Source organism: Methanofastidiosum sp. (assembly GCA_020854815.1).
In the GTDB taxonomy this organism is placed as follows: Archaea; Methanobacteriota_B; Thermococci; order Methanofastidiosales; family Methanofastidiosaceae; genus Methanofastidiosum.
This window is the reverse complement of the sequence record JAHKLW010000006.1, coordinates 1-4,687: the sequence shown is the minus strand read 5'-3', so window position 1 is coordinate 4,687 and position 4,687 is coordinate 1. Positions and strand designations below refer to the sequence as shown.

Below are 4,687 nucleotides of genomic sequence, written 5' to 3'. Positions count from 1 at the left end.
GATGTTTTCGGAGGGTTTCAATCCTTGTTTTAATGGATTAGCCTCTTAGGCAAAAGCTCCCTGGTCTTGACCACATCGTGGAGGCAGGTTTCAATCCTTGTTTTAATGGATTAGCCTCTTAGGCTTCCGGTGAATCGTGACGCCCTTCGGGGAAATCGGGGTTTCAATCCTTGTTTTAATGGATTAGCCTCTTAGGCCCGATACCGCCGTCCATGCGACCAGGATCGATTGTAGTTTCAATCCTTGTTTTAATGGATTAGCCTCTTAGGCTGGAAGAAATGCGAACAGAAATTGGCATCATTGAAGGTTTCAATCCTTGTTTTAATGGATTAGCCTCTTAGGCCTGATGTGGATGATACCGGCAAGGCAAATGGCGATGTTCGTTTCAATCCTTGTTTTAATGGATTAGCCTCTTAGGCGATTACAACAACATTGTTACAGTGAAAGAAGGGAGGGTTTCAATCCTTGTTTTAATGGATTAGCCTCTTAGGCCCGGGGTTTTGGGATGTATCTTTCCCCTTCTCTTGGGTTTCAATCCTTGTTTTAATGGATTAGCCTCTTAGGCATCTGGCCAATCGAATATCCATTTCAGGATCCCCATGTTTCAATCCTTGTTTTAATGGATTAGCCTCTTAGGCGGCTTGAAGCCGGGGGAAAGTATAATGGACCCAATAATTCGGACAAAAATTTTATAGGTTTTAGTTGGTTGGGACCGAATATAATTTGAAGTGAGGTCCTAAAAAAATGAAAAAAAGAAGAACATTCACTCCCGATGAGAAGGCGGAGATGGTTCTGAGGGTTTTACGGGAAGAGGAGCCTCTTTCGCAAATAGCATCAGAGAATGGGGTTCATCCCAACCAGTTGTCCAAATGGAAAACCCAGTTTATTAAAAACGCACAGGTGGTTTTTCAGAACGAACAAAAGCCGATTAATCAACTAAAAGCCGGACACGAAAAGCAGGTTGACCGGCTTTACACGGAGATAGGAAAATTATCGGCACAGCTTTCCTGGCTCAAAAAAAAATGTAGTGGAAAATATGAGCAGGTGTGAACGAATTGAATTGCTGGAATTGGACCGGGGAGAGGTTCCTATTTCCACCCAGGCTTCTCTTCTGGGAATCAACAAAAGTGGAATCTATTACAGGGGTCTGCCCCCATCGGCGGAAGAGGTTGCCATAAAGCACCGTATTGACGAGATTTACACGGCTTACCCTTTTTACGGCTCCCGGAGAATTACAGTAACCCTTAAAAACGATGGAATCCCGATAAACCGCAAGAGAGTCCAGAGGTATATGAGGGAGATGGGCATCGAAGGGATCCATCCCGGCCCCAACCTGAGCAAGAGGGACCTGCAGCACCGGATTTATCCTTATCTCCTGAGAGATGTTAAGGTTGAGCATCCTGACCACGTCTGGGGAATTGATATCACCTACATCCGTCTTCTTGGCGGCTGGATGTACCTGGTGGCAGTAATCGACTGGCATTCCCGGTTTATTGTGAGCTGGGAGCTGGACCAGACCCTTGAGATGGGATTTGTGACAGAAGCTGTAACCCGGGCTTTGGGGACGGGGATTCCCTCCATTTTCAACAGCGACCAGGGGAGTCATTTCACCAGCCCCAGGTATATAGACTTGCTCAAGGACAAGAAAGTATTGATAAGTATGGACGGTAAGGGCCGTGCTATTGACAATGTTTTTATCGAGCGTTTCTGGCGGAGCTTGAAATACGAGGAGGTCTATTTGAAGGAATATTCGAGTCCCCGGGAGGCAAGGTCTGGTATCAGGGAGTATATTGATTTCTACAATAACCTGCGCCCCCACCAGAGCCTTGATTACCAGACGCCTGCCAGTGTTTATCTTATTAACCGGCGGAAGGAATCTCCACCTTGTGCTCCTGTGCTTTTTGAGTCCTGTTGTGACCGACCGATGGGGAAAGACCTGAACCCTCTGTTTCGGTCACAGGATCTTAATTGTAGCACAGGGCACAAGGTAGAATTCCCGGATATTAATTGTTGCTCCCTCCCTCCGGGGAAATTGGAGGAAACGAGAGCTTTTATTGACTGTAATTCAAGGAGTTGTCAACCATCGAATGCAGGGAAACCGGCCATCAACCAACTAAAATTTTTTCAAAAACTGTCTTGACAAAGGGGTCCACTTTAAATCAGCTGGCGCAGTCGAGAGAGTTTCAATCCTTGTTTTAATGGATTAGCCTCTTAGGCAAACAATTCAAGCAACATTCCACCCAGAACAAGACAAGTTTCAATCCTTGTTTTAATGGATTAGCCTCTTAGGCCAGCGGAGAGCCGGAAGTTCGCAAGATTCAGGACTGAGTTTCAATCCTTGTTTTAATGGATTAGCCTCTTAGGCAATGGAGGCCCCCACTGATATTCAGATTCATCAGGAGTGTTTCAATCCTTGTTTTAATGGATTAGCCTCTTAGGCTTGACAACGTTCTTGCAAGCGAAAAGTATTCTTTGGAGTTTCAATCCTTGTTTTAATGGATTAGCCTCTTAGGCTCTGGCGACGCCGATAAAATTCGGAGGCCGACTCCTGGTTTCAATCCTTGTTTTAATGGATTAGCCTCTTAGGCTTTATTCTTTCTTGATTTCCGGTTCTTTGGGCATTTCTGTTTCAATCCTTGTTTTAATGGATTAGCCTCTTAGGCAAGAGGCCCTCTTTGCTTCCTCCGTCGAGTATTCCTTGTTTCAATCCTTGTTTTAATGGATTAGCCTCTTAGGCAAATTGACGGGGATCCTACAGTGTTAGAAATGATAAGTTTCAATCCTTGTTTTAATGGATTAGCCTCTTAGGCTCTTTTCACCTTTCCTTGAATCCTCTTTGTGAGAATGTTTCAATCCTTGTTTTAATGGATTAGCCTCTTAGGCCCGGGCCAAAAGGCATGGCTCTGAATTACTTTTCGTAGTTTCAATCCTTGTTTTAATGGATTAGCCTCTTAGGCCCCGGTTTTCCGGGGTCAGCTGTTTTTTCATGCTGTGTTTCAATCCTTGTTTTAATGGATTAGCCTCTTAGGCTCTATTAGCTTCGTCAGCTGTTACCTCGTTCCAGACATGTTTCAATCCTTGTTTTAATGGATTAGCCTCTTAGGCTCCGACAAGGGGGTTGTCACAAAAGTTATGGTTATTTGGTTTCAATCCTTGTTTTAATGGATTAGCCTCTTAGGCTAAAGGCCACATAAAAACCGCCCAGATGCTCATCGAGTTTCAATCCTTGTTTTAATGGATTAGCCTCTTAGGCAGTGTATGATCGGCATTATAGAACAGGAGGAGGAGGAGGTTTCAATCCTTGTTTTAATGGATTAGCCTCTTAGGCTTATGCTATTTTTAATTTTTCATTTTTCCTTCCTCCTTGTTTCAATCCTTGTTTTAATGGATTAGCCTCTTAGGCATGGCGGCATTTAATTTATGATCTAAATAATTCTTGTTTCAATCCTTGTTTTAATGGATTAGCCTCTTAGGCAGCTGGAACATACTTTCGCTCCATTTTCCAGAAGTGAAAGTTTCAATCCTTGTTTTAATGGATTAGCCTCTTAGGCAGCAGGGCACTCCTCCACAGCTCTTGCCTTTGGCGTAGTTTCAATCCTTGTTTTAATGGATTAGCCTCTTAGGCCTATATCCCTTTCGTTTGTACGAATGGCAATATAATGTTTCAATCCTTGTTTTAATGGATTAGCCTCTTAGGCTCAGCTCCGATATGCCCGTCAGCTTTGATCCACCCGGTTTCAATCCTTGTTTTAATGGATTAGCCTCTTAGGCAATACTTGAAAACATCTAAAATATAATGATTTTTTTGTTTCAATCCTTGTTTTAATGGATTAGCCTCTTAGGCCTGGAACATACTTTCGCTCCATTTTCCAGAAGTGAAAGTTTCAATCCTTGTTTTAATGGATTAGCCTCTTAGGCCTTCTGCTTTAGTTATATTATATTCAATATATCACAGTTTCAATCCTTGTTTTAATGGATTAGCCTCTTAGGCTAATAAAATCATACGAAAAGGAGGAGAAATGAAGCGTTTCAATCCTTGTTTTAATGGATTAGCCTCTTAGGCTCAAGGGCTTTCTTGGCCTCTTTTTGTTGAGCAAGGTTTCAATCCTTGTTTTAATGGATTAGCCTCTTAGGCGATATGTATTTTTTCAGGCAATCATCCACATCATCAGGTTTCAATCCTTGTTTTAATGGATTAGCCTCTTAGGCCCCCGGACCATAATATTCCAGGATCAGCATGCCCCGGGTTTCAATCCTTGTTTTAATGGATTAGCCTCTTAGGCAAATGGCAATTTCTTGGCCAACCAGTGCGATGATGGAGTTTCAATCCTTGTTTTAATGGATTAGCCTCTTAGGCAAAAAACTGAAAGTGTCGAAAAACATTGATTTTACGTTTCAATCCTTGTTTTAATGGATTAGCCTCTTAGGCTTGAAAAATCAAAAGGAGGAGAAAATGAAAACTTAGTTTCAATCCTTGTTTTAATGGATTAGCCTCTTAGGCCCGGTCAGGGCGAAAATTTTTTTCGTGATCCGGTGGAGTTTCAATCCTTGTTTTAATGGATTAGCCTCTTAGGCGGAAACGGAGGGGGCTGTCATAAAATTTTTATTTAAGTTTCAATCCTTGTTTTAATGGATTAGCCTCTTAGGCTCTTTTCACCTTTCCTTGAATCCTCTTTGTGAGAATGTT

The 4,687-nt window shown here is 42.6% G+C and carries 1 pseudogene and 2 CRISPR repeat arrays; the pseudogene reads left to right on the top strand.

The features are described 5' to 3' along the window. Window positions 1-14: 14 nt before the first annotated feature. Window positions 15-638: a CRISPR direct-repeat array (repeat unit 37 nt; unit sequence GTTTCAATCCTTGTTTTAATGGATTAGCCTCTTAGGC). A 106-nt stretch (window positions 639-744) separates the two neighbouring features. After that, window positions 745-1,855, top strand: a pseudogene (locus KO464_00935) (IS3 family transposase). Window positions 1,856-2,180: 325 nt separating this feature from the next. Next, window positions 2,181-4,648: direct repeats of the CRISPR family, unit length 37 nt; unit sequence GTTTCAATCCTTGTTTTAATGGATTAGCCTCTTAGGC. Window positions 4,649-4,687: the final 39 nt, after the last annotated feature.